Source organism: Bradyrhizobium sp. Kon56, from assembly GCF_055807635.1.
Window position 1 is genome coordinate 15,466 of sequence record NZ_JBVVOU010000040.1, and the last position, 25,787, is coordinate 41,252.

Sequence of the window (25,787 nt, forward strand, 5' to 3'; positions counted from 1 at the left end):
GGCCATCCACGCCTTTTCTGCGACAGCACCTTAAGAACGTGGATGCCCGGGACGTCTAGCGCGAAGACGCGCTTCGCGCTTCTGCCCGGGCATGACGGAGAAGACGGGGACAGCTCACGCCAGCGATAAGACCGACAGATCGGGGGATAACTCCCCGCCCGGGCTTTGGCCCTTGCCCCCCCGGCCATCCCCGCCTATAGCTCTCGCTTTAATGACATCGAAATCGACCTTCGTCCTCGGCCACCGGCATTTGCTGGGCATCGAGGGCCTTTCCGCGGCCGACATTACCGGCCTCCTCGACCTGTCCGAAGAATATGTCGAGCTCAACCGCCAGGTTGACAAGAAGCGCACCGTCCTGCGTGGACGGACGCAGGTGAACCTCTTCTTCGAGGCTTCCACCCGGACCCAATCCTCGTTCGAGCTCGCCGGCAAACGGCTGGGCGCCGACGTCATGAACATGTCGGTGTCCTCCTCGTCCATCAAAAAGGGCGAGACGCTGGTCGACACCGCCATGACGCTCAACGCCATGCATCCGGATATCCTGGTGGTGCGCCATCACGCCTCCGGCGCGGTGGAACTGCTGGCCCGCAAGGTCGACGGTTCCGTGATCAATGCCGGCGACGGCGCGCATGAGCATCCGACACAGGCGCTGCTCGACGCGCTGACCATTCGCCGCAACAAGGGCCGGCTCGAGGGCCTCGTGGTCGCGATCTGCGGCGACGTGCTGCATTCGCGCGTGGCCCGCTCCAACATCATCCTGCTCAACGCGATGGGCGCCCGCGTCCGCGTCGTCGGCCCCTCCACACTGCTGCCGCCCGGCATCGAGCGGATGGGCGTCGAGGTCGCGCGCGACATGCGCGAGGGGCTCAACGGCGCCGACATCGTCATGATGTTGCGGCTCCAGCGCGAGCGCATGAACGGCTCCTTCGTGCCGTCGACTTCCGAGTATTTCCACTATTTCGGGCTGGACCAGAAGAAGCTCGCCTACGCCAAGCCAGACGCCCTTGTCATGCATCCCGGCCCCATGAACCGCGGCGTCGAGATCGACACCGCGGTCGCGGACGGCGCGCAGTCCCTGATCCGCGAACAGGTGGAGATGGGGGTGGCCGTGCGCATGGCGGTGCTGGAAGCGCTCGCCCGCAACCTGCCGAACGCGTGATGCTCATGTTGACCGACCGCCGACCCATCCTGCTTGCCAATGCCCGCGTCGTCGACCCCAGCAGGGATTTCGATGGCCCCGGCGATGTCCTGATTGCCGACGGCATCATCCGGGAGACCCGCCGCGGCATTGGCGCTGCCGGCGTCCCCGAGGGCACCGACGTCGTCAACTGCGCCGGCAAGATCGTCGCACCCGGCCTGATCGACATGCGCGCCTTCGTCGGCGAGCCCGGCTTCAGCCATCGCGAGACCTTTGCGTCCGCGAGCCAGGCGGCTGCGACCGGCGGCATCACCACCATCATCTGCCAGCCCGATACCTTGCCGGTGATCGACAACTCGGCGACCGTCGACTTCGTGATGCGTCGCGCCCGTGACACCGCGATCGTCAACATCCAGCCGATGGCGGCGCTGACCAAGGGAATGCACGGCGAGGAGATGACCGAGTTCGGCCTCCTCAAGGCAGCAGGCGCGATCGCCTTCAGCGACTGCGACAAGAGCGTGAGCAATGCGCAGGTGATGCGCCGCGCGTTGACCTACGCGCGCGATTTCGACGCGTTGATCGTGCACTACACCGAGGATCGCGATCTCGTCGGCGAAGGCGTGATGAACGAGGGCGAGTTCGCCTCGCGGCTCGGCCTGATGGGCATCCCGAACGCGGCGGAAGCCGTGATGCTGGAGCGCGACATGCGCCTGGTCGCGCTCACCGGCGGCCGCTATCACGCGGCGTCGCTAACCTGCATCGAGTCGCTCGACGTGCTCAAGCGCGCCCGCGACGCCGGCCTTGCCGTGACGGCCTCAGCCTCGATCAACCACCTTGCGCTGAACGAGAACGACATCGGCCCTTACCGTTCGTTCCTGAAGCTGTCGCCGCCGCTGCGCACCGAGGACGACCGCCGCGCGCTGGTCGCCGCCGTCGCCTCCGGCCTCGTCGACGTCATCATGTCCGACCACAACCCGCAGGACGTCGAGGTCAAGCGCCTGCCTTTCGCAGAAGCAGCCCCCGGCGCCATCGGGCTGGAGACCATGCTCCCGGCGGGCCTGCGCCTCGTGCACAATGACGAATTGGACCTCAAGACGCTGATCCGGGCGATGTCGACCCGGCCGGCCGAGATTTTGGGATTGCCTGGCGGAACCCTGCGCACGGGCAGCCCCGCCGACGTCATCGTGATCGACCCCGATGTGCCCTGGGTGGTCGATCCCGCCGACCTCAAATCGCCCTGCAAGAACACGCCGTTCGACGAGGCCCGCTTTACAGGCCGCGTGGTGCGCACCATTGTCGGCGGACGGACAGTGTACGAGCATGTCTGACGTGCGGAGCTGCAGCCAGGGAATTTGCAGACATGGCGCTTGAACTGTTTCTGCCGGTCGCTTTCGTCATCGGCTACCTGCTCGGCTCGATTCCGTTCGGGCTGATCCTGACCAGGCTCGGCGGCACGCAGGATCTGCGGTCGATCGGCTCCGGCAGCATCGGCGCCACGAACGTGCTGCGCACGGGGCGCAAGGGCCTTGCCGCCGCGACCCTGCTGTTCGACGCGCTCAAGGGCACCGTGGCGGTGGTGATCGCCGGCTACATCGCCGGTCCCAACGCCGCGATGCTGGCCGGGCTCGGCGCCTTCCTCGGCCATCTTTTCCCGGTCTGGCTCAAGTTCCGCGGCGGCAAGGGTGTCGCCGTCTATATCGGCATTCTGCTCGGGCTGTTCTGGCCGGCCGCGCTGGTGTTCTGCCTGCTATGGCTCGCGACCGCCTTCACCACCCGCTATTCCTCGCTCTCTGCGCTGGTGGCGTCCTTTATCACGCCGCTGTTCCTGTGGTGGTTCGGCCATCTCGCACTAGCAGCGATGGCCGCGGTGCTGACGCTGCTGCTGTTCTACGCCCATCGCGAGAACATCAAGCGGCTGCAATCGGGCAAGGAAAGCCGGATCGGCGAGAAGGCATAAGCCGGGAATCCACGGATACCGCGGCACCCCTTCTGCATTATATCGCAAATGGTGTTCGCAACTTGCAGCCGAATCACGGCTGTATGGACGAACGGGTTCCTGGCTCGGCCCTGATCATGGGCATAGCTCTACGCGGTTGCTCAGAATGAGCGAGAAGATTGTCAGCGCGCAAGACGATGGCGATTTGCGAGGTGCTGCTTGCACCGCGGCAAGCCGGCTGCTCTCGACGACGGACATCTGGTCTAGTGCGCCCTCGCCGCTTGTCGCTCCAGCGCCTGCTTCCGTCCCGCCTCCACCGCGCGAGCCCGATCCGATCGTGGAAGCGCGGACACCAGTCGAAATTGTAGCTGTCGCAGCGCCCGTCACGCACGATCGGACGCCGCGGCAATGGCCGCCGCGAAAATTGTCGCTGGCCCTCCAGGGCGGCGGCACCTTCGCCGCGTTCACCTGGGGCGTGCTGGAGCGGCTGCTGGAAGAGCCATCCATCGCGATCGACACCATCAGCGGCGCCAGCGCCGGCGCCATCAACGCGCTGCTGCTCGCCTCCGGTTTCGCCGAGGGTGGCCGCGAAGGCGCGCGCGCGCGGCTGAACCGCTTCTGGATCCGGCTGATGCACGAAGCCTCGTTCCGATCGCTGATGCTGATCGGCGGCTTCTCGCCGGCGGGAAGCTCGGTCGCGTTCGGCCCGACGCTGCGCTCCGGCCAGTTCGATCCGTTCGATCTCGATCCGCTGCGGCAGGCGCTGTCGCGCGACATCAATTTTTCCGCCTTGCGCGACCCGCGGTGCCCGAAGCTTCTGATCGCGGCGACCCGGATCCGCGACGGGCAGCAGCAGATCTTCCGCAACGACGTGATCACCGCCGACGTCGCGCTGGCCTCGACCTGTCCACCGCTGGTTCATTGCGCGGTCGAGATCGACGGCGAGGCTTATTGGGACGGCGGCCCCGGCGGCAATCCCCCCCTGCTGCGGCTCGTGCAGGACACGACGAGCACCGAAATCCTGCTCGTCCAGGTCACGCCGGCGCGCGACAGCTACGTGCCGATCACGCTCGCCGCGATCGACCGCAGGCTGGATCAGATCGCGGCCAACGCCGCCCTCAATGCCGAGATCGCCGCGATCGAATGGGCGCAATCGCAGGCCGCATCGTCGTTGCGGCTCTCCAGGATCGCCGCGGAAGATTTCGTCGACGGCCTGGCGCAGCGCTCATCGACCGATCTCGGCCGCGGCTTCATTCGCGCGCTGCACCGGAGCGGCCGCGAGGCTGCCGGGCGCTGGCTCAAGCAAGGTCCAGATCACAGCGCAGCGCCGGCCGCATCCGGCCAGCGCATCGTCGCTCTCGAACCTGCGCTAGCCTGATTTCGCCAGCGCCTGCTCCAGGAACCACGCCGTCGCCAGCGCATGGGCGTCGTTGCCGAAGCGCGCGATCACCTGCACGCCGATCGGGAGGCCATTGGCTTTCAGCACGGGCACGTTGACGCAAGGGTTGCCCATCAGCGTCCAGAGCCTGTTGTAGCGGGGGTCGCCGGTGCTCGCGAGCTCCTTGGCCGGCGGCGTGCCCGGCGCCGAATAGGTCAGCAGCACGTCGAACCGCTCGAACAATTCGCCGATCTCGCGGCGTCCGCGGCGGCTGATCCGGCGCGCGTCGTCATAGTCCTTGGGTGTGAGACCGACCGTCGCATCGAGACTGGCGCGCAGCATCGGCGCGATCTCATCGTGGCGTTCGGAAAATTCCCAGGCGAGCGCGCGATGCGCCTCGAAGTCCTGGATGATCGGGTGGATGCGCCAGGCCTCCTGCACCGCCTGCGGCAGATCGATGGTCTGCACGCTGGCGCCAGCCCGCGTCGCCGCCTTGATCGCGGCCTGCAGCCCCTCCTCGGCGGCCGGCTCCACGGCGCCGGCAAACTCCTGCCTGATAACGCCGATGCGCGGCGCCTTCGCCGGGACGATGCCGGCGAATTCGGTGCGGCCGGTTATTGCCAGCAGTCCGCGCGCGAGATCTTCCGCGCGGGCGCCGAACAGACCGACGGTGTCGAGCGCCCACGAATAGCATTTGACGCCGACCGTCGGCAGCATGCGGAACGACGGCTTAATCGCGGCGGTGCCGCAATAGGCGGCGGGCCGGATCACCGAGCCGCCGGTCTGGGTACCCAGCGCCAGCGGGATCATGCCGGCACCGACGGCCGCGGCCGAGCCCGAGGACGAGCCGCCCGGCGTATGCCCGAGGTTATGCGGATTGAGCGTCGGGGTCGGATCGCGCGAGGCGAATGCCGTGGTCGTGGTCTTGCCGATGATGGTGGCGCCCGCCCGCTTCAGCATCATCACCACAGGCGCGTCCGCGCGCGGCTGCCAGCCGCGATAGATCGATGATCCCATCTCGGTCGGAAAATCGGCGGTGTCGATGATGTCCTTGATCCCGACCGCGATGCCGCGCAGCGGCCCGGCGCCTTGCGCCTTCGCCGAGCTGTCGTAACGGACGAAGGCGTGGACCTCCTTCTCCCGCGCCTCGATGGCTGCATGCGATTGCGCGATGGCGGCCTCGGGCGAAAGCTCGCCCGCTTCGATGCGGCGCTGAAGGTCGGCGAGTGAGATCATGGCAATACCCTTCTTATTGGGATCGCTTTTAGCATCGGGGCAAGGTCGCGCAAGCGCACGTCGCTGTTGCCCACGCCTTCAGGTTGTTCCATGCTGTCCCTGCAAGGAGCCGCCGTGGACGCCATCAATCCAAGTGTAGAGCTGACCGAAGCCGACAGGATCGACCGCCTGCGGCTGATCCGGTCCGACAATGTCGGGCCGCGCACGTTCCGGTCGCTGGTCGATCATTTCGGCACGGCGCGCGCGGCGCTGGAGCGGCTGCCGGATCTGGCACGCCGCGGCGGTGCGCAGCGATCGGCGCGCATCTGTAGCGCCGACGAGGCGAAAGCCGAGCTCGCCGCGAGCCGCAAGTTCGGCATCACCTGGCTCGCGCCCGGCGAGGACGGTTATCCGGCACGCCTGGCAACACTCGACGATGCGCCGCCGCTGCTCGCCGTGCGCGGCGACCATGCAACGCTGATGCGGCCGATGATTGCGATCGTCGGTTCGCGCAATGCCTCCGGTGCAGGCTTGAAATTCGCCGGTCAGCTCGCCCGCGAACTCGGCGAAGCCGGCTTCGTCGTCATCTCCGGCCTTGCCCGCGGGGTCGACCAGGCCGCACACCGCGCCAGCGTCGAGAGCGGCACCATCGCCGTGCTCGCCGGCGGCCATGACTGCATCTATCCGCCGGAGCATGGCGATTTGCTGGCCTCGATCCTCGACCGCAAGGGTGCCGCGATCTCCGAGATGCCGCTCGGCCACGAGCCGCGCGCCCGCGACTTTCCCCGCCGCAACCGGCTGATCTCGGGCGCCGCGCTCGGCGTGGTCGTGGTGGAGGCGGCGCACCGCTCGGGCTCGCTGATCACCGCGCGCATGGCCGCCGAACAGGGTCGCGAAGTGTTCGCCGTGCCGGGCTCGCCGCTCGACCCGCGCGCCGCCGGCACCAACGATCTGATCAAGCAGGGCGCGACGCTCGTCACCGAAGCCGCCGACGTCGTCAACGCGGTCGCACCGATCATGGAGCGGCCGCTGATGCGTACCGCGCGCGAGCCCGACAGCGAGCCGTTCGAGAGCGATCCTCAAGGGCACGACCGCGACCAGATCACCGGCCTGCTCGGCCCTGCCCCTGTCACGATTGACGATCTCGTGCGGATGTCCGGCGCCTCGCCGGCCATCGTGCGTACCGTGCTCTTGGAACTCGAGCTCGCCGGCCGGCTCGAACGCCACGGCGGTGGCTTGGTCTCGCTGCTTTAAGGAGTGGTCCGCTCGTCGAAGCGCGTACGCGCCGCGGCGATCTGCTGCTGATGCGTGATCGCCCATTCGCCGAGTGCCTTTACCGGCTGCTGCAGTCCCCGGCCGAGATCGGTCAGCTCGTAATCCACCCGCGGCGGAATGGTCGGGAAGATCGTGCGTGTGACCAGGCCGTCACGCTCGAGCCCGCGCAGCGTCAAGGTCAGCATCCGCTGCGAAATGCCATTGATCATGCGCTTGAGCTCGTTAAAGCGCTTGGGCCCGTCACTTAGCATCATGATGACGAACACGCTCCATTTGTCGCCGACGCGCGCGAGGATCGAGGCGACGCCGCGGCAGTCCGCATGGTTGGGATCCGGCCTTGGTGAGGCGGGCAAATCGATGTGCGCAGGTTTCAGGGATGTGCCCATGGCTCAAAAAGGTGCGTTCTTGCGGGGATTTCGATAGTCACTCATGTAGCTCTGGTTACAAACTTATACCAGGGTGATCCCGAATGAAACTCCTCCACATCGACTCCAGCGTGCTCGGCCCCCACTCCGTTTCGCGGCAAGTCTCCGCCGCCATCGTCGACCGTCTCAGGCAGGCGACGCCATCGCTCGACATCGTCTATCGCGACCTGACGCAGAGCCCGCTCGCCCATCTCTCCGGCTCGCATCTGGCGGCCGCGCAAGGCGCGCCTGCGCCGGCGGAGCTCGGCCCCGATCTCGCCGCCAGCAAGGCCGCGCTGGACGAGTTTCTTGCCGCCGACATCGTCGTGATCGGCGCGCCCATGTACAATTTCACCATTCCGAGCCAGCTCAAGGCCTGGATCGACCGGGTCCTGGTGGCGGGGAAGACGTTCAGCTATGGGGCCAACGGCCCGCAGGGCCTTGCCGGCGGCAAGCGCGTAATCTTCGCGGTTTCGCGCGGGGGCTATTACGGCGCGGGCTCGCCCGCCGCGTCGCTGGAGCACCTCGAAAGCTATCTGCGTGGCGTGTTCGGTTTCATGGGGATTCATCATCCCGAATTCATCAGCGCCGACGGAATCCAGGTCGGCCCGGAGCATCGCGAGAAGTCGCTCGCAAGCGCGCTCGAGGCGGCGACCGCCCTCCGCGCGGCCTGATAACGCGCACATCATCAGCCGCCGCAACATCGCTTGCGGCGGCTGATCGACCGGTGCGCGATCGGCGAAGCTAAAACCAGGCGCCCTGAATGCCCAGGATGACGGCGACGAGGGAAACGAACAGGCCGATGCCGGAGAAAAGAGCGACCCCGACGAACTCGGAGGTGTCGGAACGCTTGGCAGGAACGGCGGAGTTTTCGGTGTAAATACGCGGTGCTGAAATCGGGGAAATAATACGAGCTGCCTTTGGCATATCGGGCTCCCTTGAAATGAGTCTTCGTGACCCCCTGCCCGTAAAAGTGTCTTGGCAGCGCAAGCGAAGGTTCAATGCCTCCCGCAACGTTCAGAAAATACAGCTCGCGAGACGTGGGAACCGGCCGGCGCAACCGCTCGCCGCTGCGCCGACCGATTCAATTTGCACCAAGATTGATCAGCCGCGATAGATCGGCGCGCCGCTCGGAGAGGCAACCGCGCCGCCATCGACGAAGATTTCCTGGCCCTGCACATGCGCGGAATCGTCGGAGGCGAGGAACAGCACAGTCTTGGCGACGTGATCTGTTTCACCAATGCGCCCCAGCGGCGTCGTCAGCGCGATCCGCTTCTCGAACGCCTTCTCGGCTTCGGGCGTCGCGGTCGCGGGTCCCCAGATCGGCGTGCGGATCGCACCGGGCGCGACCACGTTGACGCGAATGCCCCGCGGCGAGAGCTCCGAGGCCATGATCCGCGCCATCGCCCGCACGCCGGCCTTGGCGGCGCCATAGGCCGAATAGCCGGGAATGCCGAGCACGGAGATCACCGAGCCGTTGAGGACGATGGAAGCATTGTCGTTGAGATAAGGCAGCGCGGACTGAACGGTGAAGAACACGCCGGTCAGATTGGTGCTGATGACCTTCTCGAAGACCTCCAGCGTGGCCGACCCCAGCGGCGTACCGCCGGCGATGCCGGCATTGGCGAACAGGATGTCGAACTTGCCGAACTTTTCGGCGCCCTTCTTGATCGCAGATTCGGTCGCGGCAATGTCGGTGGCGTCGGCGGCGAGCGCGAGCGCGTTCGGCCCGAGCTCCTTCGCGGCCGCCTCGAGCGTCTCCTTGTTGCGCCCGGTGATCACCACCTTGGCGCCCTCGGCCACGAACAGCTTTGCCGTTGCCAGTCCAATGCCGCTATTGCCGCCGGTGATCAGGGCCGTCTTGTTCTTCAGTCTCACGTTCGCCTCCAGTGGTTTCATCATAAAACTACGATTGCCATCTAGGCCACCTGGTTTTAAGATGCAACCACAAGAGCGCGTGAACGGTGACAGGACCGTGCGATCGCGAAAGGACCAGATCATGGTGAAACGGACGAGCTTCGAGGGGGACGCCTGCCCGATCGCGCGATCGCTGGAGGCGATCGGCGACCGGTGGTCGCTGCTGATCATCCGCGAGGCGCTGTTTGGGCTGCGCCGCTTCGGTGAGTTTCAGAGCAAGCTCGGCATGGCCAAGAACATCTTGTCGACGCGGCTGCGCGCGCTGGTCGATCACGGCATCCTGACCACGGCCCCCGCCTCCGACGGCAGCCCTTACGAGGAATATGTGCTGACGCCGAAAGGCCGCGGCGTCTTCCCGGTGTTGGTAGCGCTGCGCCAATGGGGCGAGGATTTCGACGATCGCCCGTCGGAGATCGCGACCATCCTGGTCGATCGCGAGAAAGGCCGACCGGTGAAGAAGCTCGAACTGCGCGCGGAGGACGGGCGATTGCTCAGCCTCGCGGACACCTCGCTGAAGCCGCGGCCTGCGCCGCGGCGACGGTCAGCGGGATAGCGGTGCGCTGTCTCTTCAACGTCGTCCTGGCGACCGATTCCGCTCGGTCTTCGCGGCTACGACAGCCCGCGATTGCTCCGCAGGTTGACCCACTTTCATCGAAGGCGGGTCGGCATGTACCCGAGCGTCCCAACTCGCAATATGGCGTGGCGGACTTGTACAAGCCATCGACAGCCACCAAGCTGGCACCACCATGCCCCTGCTCGCCATCGCCTATTTTTCCATCTCGGGCACCACCGAGAAGCTGGCGCATGCGGTTGCGCGCGGAGCAGATGGCAAAGCGCAGGTCACGCTGTGTCGCATCACCGGCGGCGACATCGTGTCAGGCCGCTTTCAGAATGAGAGCTTACTGGAGACGATCGATGGCGCCGACGCAGTTGCGTTTGGCAGCCCGACCTATATGGGCGGGCCAGCCGCTCAATTCAAAGCGTTTGCCGATGCTTCAAGTGATCGATGGAGCCAGCAGCGCTGGGCCAACAAGATCGCAGCCGGGTTCACCACGGGCGCCTGCGCAAGCGGCGATCAACTCCACACACTGTCCTACTTTTCCATTCTGGCCGCGCAGCACGGCATGCTCTGGTGCGGACTGGATATTCCCGGTGGCGAGGATCCGAGCGGCCGCAAACGTTTGGGCAGCCAGCTTGGTCTGGCAACACACTTGATTGACGGCTCGTTGCCGGAGAGCGACCTCGGCGCGGCCGCATATCTCGGCCTGCGATTGGCCAAAATGGCAAGCCGCAACGGCTAACCGCACCGTCGTTGGAGCAGTACATCGCCCCCTTCACGACAGCCTGCGCTTGCTCCGCAGCCGCAGATGCTCGTCCGCCTCGAGCTTGGTCATTCCCAGGAGATAATGCAGCACGTCGAGCCTGTGCCGTTCGGCAAGCTTGCGCAGGGCCCCGACCTGCTCGGCGATGAAGGCGACCGCCTCCTCGACGCCGCCCTCCCCCGGTTCCTCGTGACGCAAGCCTCCCCCCGCGCGCGATGCGGCGCCCGCCCGTTTCTTTCCTGGCTTAGTCACCAGCCCCCACCCGAATCCATGCCCCGCGGCAACATTACGCCGACATCGACCGCAACTCAAAGGTGGTATTTTGCAACTTTCTCGATATGAAACTTTTTCCATCGAGAGGGCTCTCAACAGCCCTCGATTTGACAGCGACGGCCTCACCACCCATGTTCGGGACGAAAGGGCCGACCCGAATCTCATCGAATTCGGCCCCAAATTTCCCCATAAGTTACTGGAACTACATGAATATCGTCATTGTGGAGTCGCCGGCGAAAGCCAAGACGATCAACAAGTATTTGGGCTCGTCCTACGAGGTTCTGGCCTCGTTTGGCCATGTCCGCGACTTGCCGGCAAAGAACGGCTCCGTCGATCCCGACGCCAATTTCAAGATGATCTGGGAGGTCGACCCCAAGGCGGCCGGCCGGCTCAACGACATTGCCAAGTCCCTCAAGAACGCCGATCGCCTGATTCTCGCCACCGACCCTGATCGCGAGGGCGAGGCCATCTCCTGGCACGTGCTGGAGGTCCTGAAAGAGAAGCGCGCGATCAAGGACCACAAGATCGAGCGCGTGGTGTTCAACGCCATCACCAAGCAGGCGGTGACGGACGCCATGAAGAATCCGCGCCAGATCGACGGTGCGCTGGTCGACGCCTATATGGCGCGCCGCGCGCTGGACTATCTGGTCGGCTTCACCCTCTCCCCCGTGCTGTGGCGCAAGCTGCCGGGCGCCCGCTCGGCGGGCCGCGTGCAGTCGGTGGCGCTGCGGCTGGTCTGCGACCGCGAGCTCGAGATCGAAAAGTTCGTTGCGCGCGAATACTGGTCGCTGATCGCGACCCTGCTGACGCCGCGCGGCGACGCCTTCGAGGCCCGTCTCGTCGGCGCCGACGGCAAGAAGATCCAGCGCCTCGACATCGGCACCGGCGCGGAAGCCGAAGACTTCAAGAAGGCGCTGGAAGCAGCCGCCTACGCGGTGACCACGGTCGATGCCAAGCCGGCCCGGCGCAATCCGCAGGCCCCCTTCACCACCTCGACGCTGCAGCAGGAAGCCAGCCGCAAATACGGCTTTGCGCCGGCGCACACCATGCGCATCGCGCAGCGGCTCTATGAAGGCATCGACATCGGCGGCGAGACCACGGGACTCATTACTTATATGCGTACCGACGGCGTGCAGATCGACCCGTCCGCGATCACCCAGGCACGCAAGGTGATCGGCGAGGATTACGGCAACGCCTATGTGCCGGACGCGCCGCGTCAGTACCAGGCCAAGGCCAAGAACGCCCAGGAAGCCCACGAAGCGATCCGGCCGACCGACATGTCGCGCCGTCCCGACAGCATGAGCCGCAAGCTCGAGTCCGACCAGGCGAGACTCTATGAACTGATCTGGAAGCGCACCATCGCGAGCCAGATGGAATCGGCCGAGCTGGAACGCACCACGGTCGACATCACGGCGAAGGTCGGCGGCCGCACGCTGGACCTGCGCGCCACCGGCCAGGTCGTCAAGTTCGACGGCTTCCTCGCACTTTACCAGGAAGGCCGCGACGACGAGGAGGACGAGGACTCCCGCCGCCTGCCCGCGATGAGCCCCAACGATGCGCTGAAGCGGCAGTCGCTCGCCGTCACCCAGCACTTCACCGAGCCGCCGCCGCGCTTCTCCGAGGCCTCGCTGGTCAAGCGCATGGAAGAGCTCGGCATCGGCCGGCCCTCGACCTATGCCTCGATCCTCCAGGTGCTCAAGGACCGCGGCTACGTCAAGCTCGAGAAGAAGCGCCTGCACGGCGAGGACAAGGGCCGCGTCGTAGTCGCGTTCCTCGAAAGCTTCTTTGCCCGCTACGTCGAATACGACTTCACCGCCAATCTGGAAGAGCAGCTCGACCGCATCTCCAACAACGAGATCTCCTGGCAGCAGGTGCTCAAGGATTTCTGGACCGGTTTCATCGGCGCGGTCGACGAGATCAAGGATCTGCGCGTCGCCCAGGTGCTCGACGTGCTCGACGACATGCTCGGACAGCACATCTATCCGGCCCGCACCGATGGCGGCGACATCAGGCAATGCCCGAGCTGCGGCAACGGACGGCTCAATCTCAAGGCCGGCAAGTTCGGCGCCTTCGTCGGTTGCTCGAACTATCCGGAATGCCGCTACACCCGTCAGCTCGCCGCCGACGGCGAGGCAACGGCCGATCGTTCGCTCGGCCAGGACCCGGATACGGGCCGCGATGTCTGGGTCAAGGCCGGGCGGTTCGGCCCCTACATCCAGCTCGGCGAGCAGAAGGATTATGCGGAGGGCGAGAAGCCGAAGCGCGCAGGCATTCCGAAGGGGATGTCCCCTGGAGATGTCGAGCTCGAGCTTGCGCTCAAGCTGCTGTCGCTGCCGCGCGAGATCGGCAAGCATCCGGAAACCGGTGAGCCGATCACCGCGGGTCTCGGCCGCTTCGGGCCGTTCGTGAAGCACGAGAAGACTTATGCCAGCCTCGAGGCCGGCGATGAGGTGTTCGACATCGGCATCAACCGCGCGGTGACGCTGATCGCGGAGAAGATCGCCAAGGGCCCGAGCCGCCGCTTCGGCGCTGATCCCGGCAGGGCGATCGGCGATCATCCCACCCTCGGCACCGTCACGGTAAAGGGCGGCCGCTACGGCGCCTATGTCACCGCGGGTGGCGTCAATGCCACGATCCCGAGCGACATCGAGAAAGACGCCATCACGCTGCCGCAGGCAATCGCGCTGATCGACGAGCGTGCGGCCAAGGGCGGCGGCAAGAAGCCGAAGAAGGCGGCGAAGCCGGCCAAGGCCAAGAAGGCTGCGGCGAAGGCCGCCGACGGCGATGACGCCGCACCAAAAACCAAAAAGCCGGCCGCGAAGAAGGCGGCCAAACCCAAATCCGAATCCACCAGCAAGGCGCGCGCAGCCGTGTCGTCGACGGCCAAAACGTCACCGACCAAGGCAGCTGGCGCCAAAGCTCCGGCCAAGAAAAGTGCCGGCACCAAATAGAGGCTAAGTGAAACGCAAGAATGACCGTGGCTTTCCCGACAGGGCAGCCATCGTCGCCTTCATCAAGGCAAATCCCGGAAAGGTCGGAACCCGCGAAATTGCACGCGAGTTCGGCCTGAAGAACGCCGACCGCATCGAGCTCAAGCGCATGCTGCGCGAGCTCGCCGACGACGGGCTCGTCAAGAAAAAGCGCCATACGATTTCAGAGCCGGACAGCCTCCCGCCGACGCTGGTCGCCGACATTACCGGCCGCGACGCCGACGGCGAGCTGGTCGCCTCCCCCACTGAATGGGACGAGGTCGAAAGCGGCGAGCCGCCAAAGATCCTCATCACGATGCCGCGCCGGCCGAAGCCCGGCACCGCGGCCGGCGTTGGCGATCGCGCGCTGCTGCGGGTCGAGCGATCCGACGAGACCGAAGGCCCGGCCTATCGCGGCCACATCATCAAGGTTTTCGACAAGACCAAGAGCCGCATCCTCGGCGTCTTCCGCAGCCTGCCCGAAGGCGGCGGACGGATCATCCCGGTCGACAAGAAGTCCGCCGACCGCGAGCTGAACATCGCCCCGACTGAGACGCACGGCGCGCAGGACGGCGATCTCGTCAGCGTCGACATCATCCGCTCGCGCGGCTTTGGGCTGGCGTCAGGCCGCGTCAAGGAGAAGCTCGGCTCGGTCAAGTCGGAGAAGGCGATCAGCCTGATCGCGATCTACGCGCACGACATCCCGCTACAATTCCGTCCCGCGGCAGAGCGCGAAGCCGAAGCGGCGGAGCCGGCCAATTTGAAGGGGCGCGAGGACTGGCGCGATGTGCCGCTGGTCACCATCGATCCGCCGGATGCCAAGGATCACGACGACGCGGTACACGCGCAGCCGGATCCTGATCTCAACAACAAGGGCGGCTTCATCGTCGATGTCGCCATCGCCGATGTGAGCTTCTACGTGCGACCGGGCACCGCGCTCGACCGCGATGCGCTCGATCGCGGCAACTCGGTCTATTTCCCCGACCGCGTCGTGCCGATGCTGCCCGAGCGCATCTCCAACGATCTCTGCTCGCTGGTGCCGGGCGAGCCGCGCGGCGCGCTCGCGGTGCGGATGATCATCGCGCCGGACGGGCGGAAACGGTCGCACAGCTTCCACCGCATCCTGATGCGCTCCGCAGCCAAGCTGAACTATGCGCAGGCGCAGGCCGCGATCGACGGAAGGCCGGACGACACCACCGGCCCCCTGCTCGATCCGATCCTGAGGCCGCTTTATGCCGCCTATGCCTGCGTCAAGCGCGCGCGCGACGAGCGCGATCCGCTCAATCTCGATCTGCCCGAGCGCAAGATCCTGCTCAAGCCCGACGGCACGGTCGACCGCGTCGTCGTGCCCGACAGGCTCGACGCGCACAAGCTGATCGAGGAGTTCATGATCCTCGCCAATGTCGCGGCAGCCGAGATGCTCGAGAAGAAGTCGCTGCCGCTGATCTACCGGGTGCATGACGAGCCGACCCTGGAAAAGGTCCACGCGCTCGCGGAATTCCTGGCGACGCTGGACGTTCCGTTCGCGAAAGGCGGCGCGCTGCGCCCCGCTCTGTTCAACCGCGTGCTGGCGCAGCTCGAAGGCCACGACCACTTTCCGCTGGTCAGCGAGGTCGTGCTGCGCGCCCAGGCACAGGCCGAATACTCTTCGGAGAATTACGGTCATTTCGGCCTGAATTTGCGCCGCTATGCGCATTTCACCTCGCCGATCCGCCGCTACGCCGACCTTGTCGTGCACCGTGCGCTGGTTCGCGCGCTCGGCCTCGGCGAAGGCGCGCTGCCCGACACCGAGACGCCGGAAACGTTGAGCGAGGTCGCAGCTCATATCTCAGTGACCGAGCGGCGCGCGATGAAAGCGGAGCGCGAGACCGTCGACCGCCTGATCGCCCATCACCTCGCCGACCGCATCGGTTCGAGCTTCCAGGGCCGCGTCTCCGGCGTCACGCGCGCCGGCCTGTTCGTCAAGCTCGCCGAGACCGGCGCCGACGGCCTGATCCCGATCCGATCCCTCGGCACGGAATATTTCAACTATGACGAGGGCCGCCACGCCCTGGTCGGCACGCGCAGCGGCACCATGCATCAGCTCGGTGATGTCGTCGACGTCCGCCTGATCGAGGCGGCTCCGATCGCAGGCGCATTGCGCTTCGAGCTGCTGTCCTCGTCCGGCGAGACCGCACCGCGGGGCCGCAGGTCCTCCGGTCCGCAACGCCGCCCCTCGTTCAAGGCGCACCCCGGGCGCAGTCCCGACAAGAAGCGCAAGCCGGACAAGCCGAAGAAGCCCGGCAAGGGGAAAACGGCCAAGGGAAAAAGCAAGGGCAAGGGCCAGAAGGGCAAGGCATGGTGACGACGAGCACGGCGCCGAAGATCTGGACCCGCGACACCGGCCTCGTCGAGAAGCGCGACGTCTTTGCTGCGATGAGGCGCGGCTTTCGCGGCCGCTGCCCGCGCTGCGGCGAGGGAAAGCTGTTCCGCGCCTTCCTGAAGACCTCGGATAACTGCTCCGTCTGCGGCCTCGATGTCACGCCGCATCGGGCAGACGATTTGCCAGCCTATCTCGTCATCGTCATTGTCGGGCACATCGTGGTGCCGACTATTCTGTGGATCGAGACCAACTATACGACGCCGGTCTGGATCAGCTTCGCGGCCTATCTGCCCTTCACCTTCGTCGCCTCGCTGGCACTGCTGCAGCCGGTGAAGGGAGCCGTGGTCGGATTGCAATGGGCTCTGCGCATGCACGGGTTTGACGAGAACCCGACGGATGGTATTCCGCCGGTGTAAGCAAAATAAACAAGAATTGGTTTGGGTGAGGACATGACGGATACGTCGCAGGCAGCCGACAAGGCAAAGATCCACGAGGGCAAGGAAGCCGATCATCATCCCTATTTCCGCCCTAGGGATGCCGCGACACTGATCCTGGTCGACCGCAGCGGAGCCATTCCAAAAGTTCTGGTCGGCAAGCGCCACGACAAGGTGGTGTTCATGCCCGGAAAGTTCGTTTTTCCCGGCGGCCGCGTCGACAAGGACGATTATCGCGTACCATGCGCGGCGCCGATCACCGCCGAACTGGAAGCCAATCTCGCCAAGGGCAGCCCGAAGACGCCGGCCTCCCGCGCAAAATCGCTGGCGATCGCCGCGATCCGCGAGGCCTGCGAGGAAACGGGTCTCTGCCTCGGACGCAAGGCCGAGGTGAAGACAAAACTCGAAGGCGCCTGGAAGCCGTTCGCGGATGCGGGCCTGTTGCCGGATCCCTCCAGCCTGTTCCTGATCGCGCGCGCGATCACCCCGCCCGGCCGCGTCAAGCGGTTCGACACGCGCTTCTTCACGGCGGACGCCTCCGCGATCACCCATCGCGTCGACGGCGTGATCCATGCCGATGCAGAGCTTGTCGAGCTGGTCTGGGTCGAGCTCGGCTCGAAGCCGCTCGCCGATCTGCATCCGATGACGCGCAATGTGCTCAACGAGCTCGACGCGCGCCTTGCCACCGGCCCGCTCCGCCACGATGCGCCGGTGCCGTTCTTCCATTTCTACGGCGGCAAGATGCAGAAGGATATTTTGAGCTGATCAGTTCGTGCCGTCCGCGTCGGGCTCGGTGCCGACATAGTCGCGCGCGGGAAGGTTCAGCACTCGCCCGAGCTCGCTGGCGAAGCGACTGGCTCCGTCGCGCTTGGTGAAGCTCATCAGCGTGATCAGCTCGGTCCCTTTGTTGCCGCAGAGATTGACATCGTATGTCGTCAGCTCCGGATCGTCCTCGTCGGTAATGCTGATGAAATGATAATCGGCGAGATCGCGATGCTTGCGAAAATTCAGCGGGCCGAACTGCCTGGTGATGACGATCTGGCGCAGCGTCTCGTTCAGCACGACGAAGGTGCGAAAGGTGAGCAGGATGATTCCGGGGATGCCGACGAGCAGCCCGAGTCCCGTGAACACCAGCACCGGCATGAGATCATCGGCGAGCCGCCCAAAACCGGAGAAATCCTGCCGCAGGCCCAGCGCGACATTCCACAGCAGATAGAAGCTCGCCGCCAGCAGCGGCAATGACAGCAGCCGCCCGACCAAGGGCATGGGCCGGTCGATGCGGACGATGCGCCCGTCCACGGTCATTGCACCTGCCATCGAAGGTCTCCTCGGGAGCGAAAGTCATGGCTTGGTCGGAGTGAGCCGTGGATCGGTTCGATGGGACTCCTCCGTCATTCCGGGCGCGGCCCGGAATGACGCGAATGTGCTCAGGGCGTCGCGAAAAACAAAATAATCTTCCTACCTCCCCCGATGGCGGAGTTCCGCGGCGTGCCTATGTCTTCGGGAACGACACCAAGAACGGACACCGGGCGATGGCACAACGGCAACTCAAGCTTGGCGCGTTCATGCGCCCGATCAGCATCCACACCGGCGCCTGGCGCTATCCCGGGGCCTGGCCGGACGCCAATTTCAACTTCGGCCACATCAAGACGCTGATCCAGAAGCTCGAGGCCGGCAAGTTCGACGCCTTCTTCATGGCCGATCACCTCGCCGTGCTGAACATGCCGGTCAATGCGCTCAAGCGCAGCCACACGGTCACCTCGTTCGAACCCTTCACGCTGTTGTCGGCGCTCTCCGCGGTCACCGAGCGGGTCGGCCTGATCGCGACGGGCTCGACCACGTTCGACGAGCCCTATCACGTCGCACGGCGCTTCGCCTCGCTCGACCATCTCAGCGGCGGCCGTGCGGGCTGGAACATCGTCACCACCTCGAACCCGGATGCGGCGCTGAATTTCGGCCTCGACGACCACATGGAGCACGCCGAGCGCTACAAGCGCGCCCGCGAGTTCTACGACGTCGTCACCGGCCTGTGGGATTCCTTTGCCGACGACGCCTTCGTGCGCGACGTCGAAAGCGGCGTGTTCGTCGATCCCGCCAAGATGCATGTGCTCGACCATCACGGCAAATATCTGAAAGTGCGCGGTCCCCTCAACATCGCCCGCCCGGTCCAGGGCTGGCCGGTGATCGTGCAGGCCGGCGCCTCCGAGGACGGCAGGCAGCTCGCCGCCGAGACCGCGGAAGCCGTCTTCACCGGCGGCGGCAGCCTTGCCGACAGCCAGAAACTCTATGCCGATATCAAGGGCCGCATGGAGAAGGTCGGCCGCGATCCTGAACACCTCAAGATCCTGCCCGGCGCCTTCGTCGTGGTCGGCGACAGCGTCGACGAGGCCAGGGAGAAACGCGCGCTGCTCGACAGCCGCGTGCATTACGACAGCGCCATCGCCTCGCTCTCGGTCATCCTCGGCACGGATGCCTCCGGCTTCGATCCGGATGGGCAATTGCCGGAAATCCCGGAGACCAATGCCAGCAAGAGCGGTCGCCAGCGCATGGTCGACCTCGCGGCCCGCGACAAGCTCACGGTGCGCCAGCTCGCCCAGCGCGTCGGCGGCTATGGCGGGCTATCCTTCGTCGGCACGGCCAAAACCATCGCCGACCAGATGGAGGAATGGCTGGTCGGGCGCGGCTCCGACGGCTTCAACATCATGTTCCCGTTCCTGCCTGCCGGCCTCGACGATTTCGTCGACAAGGTGGTCCCGGAGCTGCAGCGCCGCGGGATTTTCCGGAAAGAGTACGAAGGGCCCACTTTGAGAGAGAATCTGGGCCTGCCTCGGCCCAAAAACCGGTTCTTCGAGGCGTAATCGGCCTGATTTGGGTGCTTTTCGAGCCCTAAAATCTTGACATCAGGCGGTTTCTGGCTAGGTTGCCGGCCAACGCGGGCCATTTGGCCGGCTCCAGATTCCCTTCATTCCTGAGGTTCTGAACATGGCCAAAGCGGTCACCATCAAGGTCAAGCTCGTGTCCTCGGCCGACACTGGCTTCTACTACGTCGCCAAGAAGAATTCGCGCACCATGACCGACAAGCTGGTCAAGAAGAAGTACGACCCCGTGGCGCGCAAGCACGTCGAATTCCGCGAAGCCAAGATCAAGTAAGATCGCGGAACGTAGAAGACTTTTGCGGGGCCCTTTCGGGTCCCGTTTTATTTTGGCCCCTCTCTCGTGTCCGGATACGCAGCAGCGCCCCGTGGACGTGACGCTACGCTGCGAGCTGGGCACGAGGGCTGAGCTCGGCACAGCGAGTCATGGCCAGATTTTTTTCAACCCTCGGTTGCTCGCTCCCGAATGTATGTTACCGTGCACTTGCCGGGCGGAAATTTCCGTCCGGATTTGGAAGGACATGGTCATGAGATTCTCATCAAGCCTTGTCGTGCCTTCAACCATCGCTGTCTTGTCGACCGTCTTGCTGTGCGCGCCGGCAGCGTCGCAAATCCCAACCGGCTCCGCCGCCACGATTCCTCCCGTCACGGTCGACGCGCCGAAACAGGTGGCAAGGCCGCACGTGTCGGAGCGAGGAGCAAACACAATTGCGCCGCGTCGGACTGCCTCAACAGCTCAAACGTCAGTCGCGCGAACGCCTTCGTATGCGCCGGGTTCTGTGATGGGGAGGATTGCCAGCCTGGAGAAAGTCGCCAGCAGCTGCAACGGTGGCTGTGCATCAAGCTTCCCAAGCGGCAAAGATCCCTGGGTTGGATGCAGCGTGTCGGGCGGCAACATAGACTACGGACCTTTCTCGCCGACCTGCCGAGACACCATCACCCACAAATCCTACCTGGACTGCGTCGAAACCAGGACGTTCCTGGGCGACAACCGAAACAAGGCTCACTGGTTGTGCAGCAGTCTGGCCGCCGGCAACAGGTTTAAGGTCGCCGATCTCAAGCGGTCAGGACGCACGCGTTAGTCCATCCCGTCCGCCGGCTTTCTGGCGCAGTTGAACTTAGCTCTCCTGTCGTAAGTTCGCGGACGTCACGCAGCTTGAATGGGCTTTTTCTGGCCCGTCTTGGGCGCTCGCGTGTCCCGGGCGCGCTGCAACGCGCAAGCGTTGCTGCGCAGAACCGGGACCCAGAAAGCCACACAATACAACCAGCGACTGGGCCCCGGCTCTGCAGCGCACCGCTGAAGAAGCGCTGCGCTGCGTCCGGGGCACGAGAGCGCGAGGAGCGTGCTTCTGGAACTGTCGCCTCCGCTATGCGCTCCCGCTTCGGCTGATCACGCGAGACGATCAGGGCGCTGCGACTGCAACCGTTTCTTCGATAATCCTCAGTTGTCCATTTTCGCTGGTCAGTATGGATGAGTAATAACCGTGAAACGGACGGTCTCCTACCTTGGCCTCCCATGTTCCAGCGTTGAGGACAAAGCTCGCTGATCTGAAGGCCATGTTCCCTCCGTTGGGTTCGCTATTGTGAATTGATATCGCTCAGCTCCGTTCGACAACTGAGCGTTGCTGCACCTCAATAAGCGCGGCAAATAAGTCGTCTGCTAAACCTGCACTTCCGCTTTCGTACCCTGGCCATTTCGAACCAGACGCGGCTCCGTTCCCGCCAAAAGCCTTTGGATGTTGGCACGATGGCGGATGATCACGTAGAGGCCGCCTCCGATCACCAGCAACCGATACGGCAATGGGTGCTCGACCGCGCAGACAAGAACGATTGCCGTCAACGCCGCGAGCATCGAGCTCAAGGAAACGATCCTGGTCATAGCCAGCACGAGGCCAAAGACGGCTGCAGCCCCCAATCCGACGGGCCAAGACATCGCCAGCAACACACCGAGCGCCGCGGCAGCCGACTTGCCGCCCGTGAAGTTCAGCCAGATCGATCGGCTATGTCCCAACAGCACAGCAAGTCCAGCCAGACAAACAGCCCATGGCACCCAGACCTGCAGATCAGACGCTGTCGGCGGCGGGGATATTTCCGCGTACAGCCAAGGGCAGAACGAACGCGCGACGATGATGGCACCCACGCCCTTCAGCACATCGCCGACGAGCACGAACAAGGCAGGCCCTTTGCCGAGAGTGCGCAAGACATTCGTTGCCCCGGTGGACTTGGAGCCATGCCTTCGGATGTCGATGCCCCTGAGCAGCTTCCCCGCCAGATAGCCCGTGGGGACCGAGCCAAGGAGATAGGCGATCAACAACCCAACCGCGCCCGCTGTCCAAAAAGCCATGGGTTTTGGATCCAGTTTCCTGAACGCTGTTTTATCCCCGACTTCGTCTGACCGCTATACGTCACAAGTGGCCGATCACGGCCCCGAGGCTGCGACTGCGATCGAAGGTCTCTGCAGGTTGAAACGCGATGATAATGTCCGGCTGCCCCCGCGACGGGAAGGGTTCCTTTTTTCTCGCCGCCGGTGTTTCATCTGCGCGGCGGAGAACGGACATGCAGGGATCGCTGGGGGAAAAGATCGGTGAAGGCGCCTTCTCCGAGGCCTACGCCTGGGCGCCCGGTCAGGTCGTGAAGCTGTTTAAGGCCGGCGTCTCTCATCTGCTCGGCCGACACGAGGTACGCATGATCCGCGCCGTGCACGCCGCCGGCGTCCCCGTGCCGGCGGTGTTGGGAGAGGTGACGCTGGACGGGCGCTTCGGCATCGTGCTGGAGCGCCTCGACGGACCGACCCTGCGGCATCTCTCGCGGACCGGCGCGGTGACGTTCGAACAGGCGGGCGCGATCATCGCGGCTCTGGCCATGTCTCTTCACAAGACGTCGCCACCGCCGGAGCTCCCCTCCATGCGCGCGTATATGGAGAGCGAGTTGCGGCACGACGACGGCAAGGTCCCGAAGCACGTCGCCACTGACATCCTCACCCTGATCGATTGCCTGTCGACCGGCGGCGGGCTTTGCCATTGCGACCTTAGCCCCGGCAACGTGATCATGACTGCGGAAGGCCCCAAGCTCGTCGACTGGACCTTCGCGATGCGCGGGCCCGCCGCCCTCGATCTTGGGTTCTTGCATGTCATCCTGTCCGAGCTCGGCCCGGAAATAGCCGACAATCCGGAGCGGCCGCGCGCGACCAATGCGGCGGCGCAATCCGAATATGCGCGGCTGGCCGGCATGTCTCTGGTAGAGCTAACGGCGGCAATGGAGCCGTATTTGCCTATCGTCCGCACCTTCGTCGTCCTCGGAAACGTGGTGCCTGCGCTGCGGGAGCAACTGATCCAGCGCATCGAAGCGGGGCTGCGCGCGAAAGACTGAACCGTCCGCAACCTCGATTCCTGTTCGCCGTCTCAAGGCGCTCTCGATCACCGAGCAAATCTCGGCAGCCAGTGGAGCCGTTTGGCACAATCGGGTTGTATCGGGAGGCGGCCCTCGCGCTTGGTACAGCCAAAATCGGCATTCTTGGTCCTGTTTTATAGCCGGGCGCAACGCATCTATTCGCTGACGACCGGCGACCGGAGCGATCCCGATCCATCAGGATGAGTGGGAGCCCCGGTCAATGCGGAGAGCGGAGATTGCGGACACGAAGACACGAGTTCCACACAGCCTGACATTCTGTGGATGCCGGTGGGTCCACGCTCTTTGCATTATTCGACCAAGAGACAAATGACCGAGGAGATAATTCCCATGAAGGCGATCGTTGTAACGGACCAGGCCGCAGGAAGGGCCGGGATGAAGCTCATGGACCGGCCCGAGCCGCAGGCAGCGATAAACGACGTCGTCGTTCAGGTTCATGCGTCGGGATTTGTACCGACTGAGCTGGCGTGGCCCTCGACCTGGACCGATCGCCTCGAACGTGACCGAACACCGTCGATCCCTGGGCACGAGCTGGCCGGAGTGGTCTCCGCCCTCGGATATGGCACAACGGGACTATCAGTCGGACAGCGGGTGTTCGGCCTCGCGGACTGGTATCGCGACGGCACGCTGGCCGAGTATGTGGCGATCGAGGCACGCAACCTTGCACCGCTGCCGGGCGACGTCGACTTTACGGTAGGTGCGAGTCTGCCGATCTCGGGCCTGACGGCGTGGCAAGGGCTGTTCCAACACGGCCGCCTTCAGGCGGGGCAAAGCGTCCTCGCACACGGCGCGGCCGGCGCAGTCGGATCGATGGTGACGCAACTCGCACGAGAGGCCGGCGCCTACGTCATCGGCTCTGGACGCGCCGCCGACCGTCAGACGGTGCTCGACTTCGGCGCGAAGGAGTTCGTCGACCTCGACAACGATACCCTGAAGGACGTGGGCAAAGTCGATCTGGTGTTCGATGTCATCGGCGGTGACATCCAGAAGCGATCCGCAGCACTGATCCGAGCCGGAGGAACATTGGTGACGATCGTGGGGCCGGCCGAGACGCGGCCCTCCGAGGGTCTGGCGGTCGACTTCGTCGTCGAGTCCGATCGAGCCCAACTGAGTGAGATCGTACGGCGGGTGCGGGACGGACGACTGCGGACGAATATCGGCAACGTCTCGACCCTCGATGATGCCGTCGCCGCGTTAAATCCGACCAAGCGACGCAAGGGGAATACGATTATCCACATTCGTCCCTGAGAGACGCACGCCCATTGATGCGCGCGACCGGCCGGCGATCACCAGCAGCTCCGATGCCCGCTGGATTATCCGCCGCGATGGAGACGAAGCATGCGCTTCCGCCCTGCCTAGGGCGTGTACTCATTAAGCGGCCGCCCGCCAGATGTCCGGTTTACCGCCAACATCGGCCGCAGACCTGAAGGCCTTCGAGGTCGCAGATGGGCCAATGGGAGACGTCACCGACGCCCAAACTTGACTGACGCAACACCGCGGCTAGCGAAGCGGGCGGGACCGGCTGAACAAGAAACCGCTGGGAGTGAACTTTCGGGCTACTGCGAGCGCGCTGGCCTCGCACGTTTCGAGCGCGATCTTCTGGGCCAGCATGACGTCGCCAATCGGAAGATCGCCAACGGGCAGGAAGCACAAGCCGATCTTTGGGCGACCGTTTTCGCCGATCTCGCAGACATTCGCAGCCGCTCCCGCATAGATCCTATAGCGGTTGCCCGTATCGCCGCCGACCACATCGAAATAGCCTGTTTGCGTGAATTGCCGCCGCTGGAGGGGCGAGAGGCAATGCCGCAGCAGCAGCAGCGCGCGTCCTTCGGGAGTGCTCTCGGCGCCGTGTCTAATGAACAGCGCCTTTGCAGCCCTCATCCGTGAGCGTTCACCCGGCCGGGACGGCCTGAACAGCCACACGGCTCAGCGATTCAGCCGCCGACCAGCCTGGGGAAGAAGAGAGTTTCTTCCGCAGTGGGGTCGAACGATCGGATCTGCGACACCTGATTTGAACCGGTCCGGACCGCGGCGGTGAAGCCGACGTTCCTCAGCTCGCGGAATCGCTGCTCCGCCTTGGCTACTTCTCGTGCATCGTTGGCGTCGAAAAAGTGACGGCTGTCGCCGGTACTGTCCATCACGACTTGGATCGGCATGCGGATCCCTCCTTGTTGCTTCATGACTGAATGTTGTCGAAGCTCCGAAACCGGCGCCGGAAGGCGCAACAAAATGGGCCCCAGCTCCCGGGGGGCAATGGGGGAAGAGCTGGGGCCCGACTGAATCACCCACTTGGGGATGGGCATTGGGAAAACTTGGTAACTGACGAGTCGTTCCAAACTGCCGTTCCGCCTACAAATGTTCAGCGGCCTCTGTCGTCCTTGCCGTTGGGACTACCATCGCCGCCGCCGTTACCCCAGCCATTGTTGCCGTGGTGATGGACCGCGCTCGCACCCGATTTAGCAATTGCATCGGACGTGAGGGAGGTGGAGAGCAGCAGCGTTAAGGCTGGAGGTGTCACCACCGCGAACTTTCCGCAGGTCTTCAGAAATTCGCGGCGGTCATCGTCTTCGTCGGGCATGGGTCTCTCCGGAGCTGGCACAGAGATTAAATACCTTAAATATTATTAAATCAATTGAACCATGTTAATAAGTTCGGTCACGAAGTGCGACAATAAGTTGGCAATGTTGAGCAGCCTGTGTCGGAGATTTAGTTCGCACTCAGCGACGAGTGCGCGATGTTCCGTGGCTAACTGACGACTTTGAGCGATGGTTTCGTTGGCTCGCTCGAGCCGGCGGCGTGTCTCGGCGCTGAATTCTTCGGCCATTTTGCGCTCCTAACATGCAGGCGGGAGCGCGGAATTGTCTCTCAGCCACCGGCGCCTAC

General features: G+C 64.6%; 27 protein-coding genes. 16 read left to right on the forward strand and 11 right to left on the reverse strand.

The genetic code is table 11. From position 1 onward, the window contains the following. The first annotated feature begins 211 nt into the window (after window positions 1–211). The 4 genes from AC0L3B_RS34600 (at window position 212) to AC0L3B_RS34615 (ending at window position 4,452) form a co-directional block, all read left to right on the forward strand. Window positions 212–1,159, forward strand: coding sequence for an aspartate carbamoyltransferase catalytic subunit (locus AC0L3B_RS34600; protein ID WP_007603315.1), 948 nt, complete (start codon window positions 212–214; stop codon window positions 1,157–1,159). After that, a complete protein-coding gene (locus AC0L3B_RS34605; RefSeq protein WP_018458321.1) occupies window positions 1,159–2,466 on the forward strand; it encodes a dihydroorotase in 1,308 nt (435 codons plus the stop codon). Before AC0L3B_RS34600 ends, AC0L3B_RS34605 begins: the two co-directional genes overlap by 1 nt. A gap of 32 nt (window positions 2,467–2,498) precedes the next feature. Further along, window positions 2,499–3,095: a glycerol-3-phosphate 1-O-acyltransferase PlsY gene (gene plsY / locus AC0L3B_RS34610; RefSeq protein WP_085383365.1), complete on the forward strand. Its 597-nt coding sequence runs from the start codon at window positions 2,499–2,501 to the stop codon at window positions 3,093–3,095. Between the two features lie 145 nt (window positions 3,096–3,240). Next, the gene (locus tag AC0L3B_RS34615; protein WP_473381971.1) at window positions 3,241–4,452 is read left to right on the forward strand and encodes a patatin-like phospholipase family protein; all 1,212 of its coding nucleotides are present in this window, start codon (window positions 3,241–3,243) and stop codon (window positions 4,450–4,452) included. On the opposite strand, the gene AC0L3B_RS34620 is transcribed toward AC0L3B_RS34615, so the two are convergent. Next, window positions 4,444–5,688 carry an amidase gene (locus tag AC0L3B_RS34620; RefSeq protein WP_018458324.1) on the reverse strand — a complete coding sequence of 415 codons (1,245 nt, stop codon included), beginning with the start codon at window positions 5,686–5,688 and terminating at the stop codon, window positions 4,444–4,446. The genes AC0L3B_RS34615 and AC0L3B_RS34620 overlap by 9 nt on opposite strands. Window positions 5,689–5,778: 90 nt before the next feature. On the opposite strand from AC0L3B_RS34620, the gene dprA reads away from it, so the two are divergent. Continuing rightward, window positions 5,779–6,921 (forward strand): DNA-processing protein DprA, encoded by a 1,143-nt coding sequence (dprA, locus tag AC0L3B_RS34625; RefSeq protein WP_473381973.1) that lies wholly within the window; start codon window positions 5,779–5,781, stop codon window positions 6,919–6,921. On the opposite strand, the gene AC0L3B_RS34630 is transcribed toward dprA, so the two are convergent. Next, the gene (locus tag AC0L3B_RS34630; RefSeq protein WP_018458326.1) at window positions 6,918–7,328 is read right to left on the reverse strand and encodes a winged helix-turn-helix transcriptional regulator; all 411 of its coding nucleotides are present in this window, start codon (window positions 7,326–7,328) and stop codon (window positions 6,918–6,920) included. The two genes, dprA and AC0L3B_RS34630, sit on opposite strands and share 4 nt — an antisense overlap. 83 nt (window positions 7,329–7,411) lie before the next feature. Between AC0L3B_RS34630 and AC0L3B_RS34635 the strand changes: the two genes are divergently transcribed. Continuing rightward, window positions 7,412–8,020 (forward strand): FMN-dependent NADH-azoreductase, encoded by a 609-nt coding sequence (locus AC0L3B_RS34635; protein ID WP_018458327.1) that lies wholly within the window; start codon window positions 7,412–7,414, stop codon window positions 8,018–8,020. A gap of 70 nt (window positions 8,021–8,090) precedes the next feature. On the opposite strand, the gene AC0L3B_RS34640 is transcribed toward AC0L3B_RS34635, so the two are convergent. Further along, on the reverse strand, window positions 8,091–8,273 hold the full coding sequence (locus AC0L3B_RS34640; protein WP_018458328.1) for a hypothetical protein: 183 nt from the start codon (window positions 8,271–8,273) through the stop codon (window positions 8,091–8,093). Between the two features lie 177 nt (window positions 8,274–8,450). Then, window positions 8,451–9,224: an SDR family oxidoreductase gene (locus tag AC0L3B_RS34645; RefSeq protein ID WP_166517487.1), complete on the reverse strand. Its 774-nt coding sequence runs from the start codon at window positions 9,222–9,224 to the stop codon at window positions 8,451–8,453. Between the two features lie 121 nt (window positions 9,225–9,345). Here AC0L3B_RS34645 and AC0L3B_RS34650 point away from each other — a divergent pair, with 121 nt between their 5' ends. Together AC0L3B_RS34650 and AC0L3B_RS34655 are read left to right on the forward strand one after the other, a co-directional pair. Further along, entirely contained in the window at window positions 9,346–9,816 is a 471-nt protein-coding gene (locus tag AC0L3B_RS34650) for a winged helix-turn-helix transcriptional regulator (RefSeq protein WP_204511390.1), read from the forward strand. Window positions 9,817–10,009: 193 nt separating this feature from the next. Continuing rightward, entirely contained in the window at window positions 10,010–10,564 is a 555-nt protein-coding gene (locus tag AC0L3B_RS34655; RefSeq protein ID WP_473381977.1) for a flavodoxin family protein, read from the forward strand. 33 nt (window positions 10,565–10,597) lie between these two features. Here the strand turns inward: AC0L3B_RS34655 and AC0L3B_RS34660 are convergent, their stop codons facing one another. Then, entirely contained in the window at window positions 10,598–10,783 is a 186-nt protein-coding gene (locus tag AC0L3B_RS34660) for a hypothetical protein (protein WP_018458332.1), read from the reverse strand. A 281-nt stretch (window positions 10,784–11,064) separates the two neighbouring features. On the opposite strand from AC0L3B_RS34660, the gene topA reads away from it, so the two are divergent. Genes topA through AC0L3B_RS34680 form a run of 4 tightly spaced genes read left to right on the forward strand, consistent with a single transcriptional unit; the run spans window position 11,065 to window position 17,388 of the window. Next, entirely contained in the window at window positions 11,065–13,809 is a 2,745-nt protein-coding gene (gene topA, locus AC0L3B_RS34665; protein ID WP_473381979.1) for a type I DNA topoisomerase, read from the forward strand. Between the two features lie 7 nt (window positions 13,810–13,816). Then, the gene (rnr, locus tag AC0L3B_RS34670; protein ID WP_018458335.1) at window positions 13,817–16,171 is read left to right on the forward strand and encodes a ribonuclease R; all 2,355 of its coding nucleotides are present in this window, start codon (window positions 13,817–13,819) and stop codon (window positions 16,169–16,171) included. After that, window positions 16,165–16,605, forward strand: a complete 441-nt coding sequence (locus tag AC0L3B_RS34675) for a DUF983 domain-containing protein (RefSeq protein WP_085395631.1) — start codon at window positions 16,165–16,167, stop codon at window positions 16,603–16,605. The genes rnr and AC0L3B_RS34675 overlap by 7 nt, the downstream gene beginning before the upstream one ends. A 33-nt stretch (window positions 16,606–16,638) precedes the next feature. After that, the gene (locus tag AC0L3B_RS34680; protein WP_085351448.1) at window positions 16,639–17,388 is read left to right on the forward strand and encodes an NUDIX hydrolase; all 750 of its coding nucleotides are present in this window, start codon (window positions 16,639–16,641) and stop codon (window positions 17,386–17,388) included. On the opposite strand, the gene AC0L3B_RS34685 is transcribed toward AC0L3B_RS34680, so the two are convergent. Then, the gene (locus tag AC0L3B_RS34685) at window positions 17,389–17,940 is read right to left on the reverse strand and encodes a hypothetical protein (protein WP_473381984.1); all 552 of its coding nucleotides are present in this window, start codon (window positions 17,938–17,940) and stop codon (window positions 17,389–17,391) included. A 215-nt stretch (window positions 17,941–18,155) separates the two neighbouring features. On the opposite strand from AC0L3B_RS34685, the gene AC0L3B_RS34690 reads away from it, so the two are divergent. Continuing rightward, a complete protein-coding gene (locus AC0L3B_RS34690) occupies window positions 18,156–19,481 on the forward strand; it encodes an LLM class flavin-dependent oxidoreductase (RefSeq protein WP_473381986.1) in 1,326 nt (441 codons plus the stop codon). A 124-nt stretch (window positions 19,482–19,605) separates the two neighbouring features. Further along, complete coding sequence (gene rpmG / locus AC0L3B_RS34695; RefSeq protein WP_007603295.1) at window positions 19,606–19,773, forward strand: 50S ribosomal protein L33; 168 nt, start codon at window positions 19,606–19,608, stop codon at window positions 19,771–19,773. A gap of 1,383 nt (window positions 19,774–21,156) precedes the next feature. Here rpmG and plsY (AC0L3B_RS34700) read toward each other — a convergent pair. Beyond that, window positions 21,157–21,840: a glycerol-3-phosphate 1-O-acyltransferase PlsY gene (gene plsY / locus AC0L3B_RS34700; RefSeq protein WP_377787189.1), complete on the reverse strand. Its 684-nt coding sequence runs from the start codon at window positions 21,838–21,840 to the stop codon at window positions 21,157–21,159. 212 nt (window positions 21,841–22,052) lie between these two features. Between plsY (AC0L3B_RS34700) and AC0L3B_RS34705 the strand changes: the two genes are divergently transcribed. Then, window positions 22,053–22,865: an aminoglycoside phosphotransferase family protein gene (locus tag AC0L3B_RS34705; RefSeq protein WP_473381990.1), complete on the forward strand. Its 813-nt coding sequence runs from the start codon at window positions 22,053–22,055 to the stop codon at window positions 22,863–22,865. A 369-nt stretch (window positions 22,866–23,234) separates the two neighbouring features. Beyond that, complete coding sequence (locus AC0L3B_RS34710) at window positions 23,235–24,152, forward strand: NADP-dependent oxidoreductase (RefSeq protein ID WP_247369719.1); 918 nt, start codon at window positions 23,235–23,237, stop codon at window positions 24,150–24,152. A gap of 252 nt (window positions 24,153–24,404) precedes the next feature. Here the strand turns inward: AC0L3B_RS34710 and AC0L3B_RS34715 are convergent, their stop codons facing one another. From AC0L3B_RS34715 to AC0L3B_RS34730, 4 genes are all read right to left on the reverse strand, one after another. After that, window positions 24,405–24,785, reverse strand: a complete 381-nt coding sequence (locus AC0L3B_RS34715) for a hypothetical protein (protein ID WP_018455151.1) — start codon at window positions 24,783–24,785, stop codon at window positions 24,405–24,407. A 53-nt stretch (window positions 24,786–24,838) separates the two neighbouring features. Continuing rightward, on the reverse strand, window positions 24,839–25,060 hold the full coding sequence (locus AC0L3B_RS34720; RefSeq protein WP_026232889.1) for a hypothetical protein: 222 nt from the start codon (window positions 25,058–25,060) through the stop codon (window positions 24,839–24,841). A 203-nt stretch (window positions 25,061–25,263) separates the two neighbouring features. Next, complete coding sequence (locus AC0L3B_RS34725) at window positions 25,264–25,482, reverse strand: hypothetical protein (RefSeq protein WP_377787195.1); 219 nt, start codon at window positions 25,480–25,482, stop codon at window positions 25,264–25,266. 45 nt (window positions 25,483–25,527) lie between these two features. Beyond that, a complete protein-coding gene (locus tag AC0L3B_RS34730; RefSeq protein WP_473381997.1) occupies window positions 25,528–25,728 on the reverse strand; it encodes a hypothetical protein in 201 nt (66 codons plus the stop codon). Window positions 25,729–25,787: the final 59 nt, after the last annotated feature.